Origin of the sequence: Sodalis-like endosymbiont of Proechinophthirus fluctus, assembly GCF_001602625.1 — a bacterium.
Taxonomy (GTDB): Bacteria; Pseudomonadota; Gammaproteobacteria; order Enterobacterales; family Enterobacteriaceae.
On record NZ_LECR01000073.1, the window covers coordinates 16,419 to 17,017 of the forward strand.

The 599-nt window shown below is 59.4% G+C and carries 1 protein-coding gene; it reads right to left on the reverse strand.

From position 1 onward, the window contains the following. The coding region (locus tag BG74_RS17670; protein WP_244267410.1) for a GDP-mannose 4,6-dehydratase at positions 1–599 on the reverse strand (599 nt) is incomplete at both ends.

Sequence of the window (599 nt, forward strand, 5' to 3'; positions counted from 1 at the left end):
GAGGCCGAGACGTTCGACTCGATAGCTACCATCCAGCACCCGCTGCCACCATTCATGATGGGTTAAATACCACTGCACGGTCTTTGCCAGGCCACTGTCGAAGGTTTCCTCCGGCTGCCAACCCAATTCGCGCGCAATTTTACCGGCGTCAATCGCGTAGCGCTGGTCGTGCCCCGGCCGGTCTTCCACCTGCGTGATGAGTTGCCTGAACGCCGCGACGCCGGGGGGGTGAGGCGCGCCGACCTGCTCTAGCATCGCGCATAGCGCTTCCACCACGTCGATGTTGCGCCGCTCGTTATGGCCGCCGATGACATAAGTTTCACCAGGACATCCTCGGGTCACCACCTGATAGAGCGCGCGGGCATGATCCTCCACATACAGCCAGTCGCGAATTTGGCCGCCGTTGCCGTACACCGGCAGCGGTTTACCCGCCAAGGCATTGATAATCATCAGCGGGATAAGTTTTTCTGGGAAGTGATAGGGGCCATAATTATTGGAACAATTCGTCACCAGCACTGGCAGGCCATAGGTGCGCATCCAAGCACGTGCCAGGTGGTCGCTGGCGGCTTTCGAGGCAGAATACGGGCTACTGGGAGCAT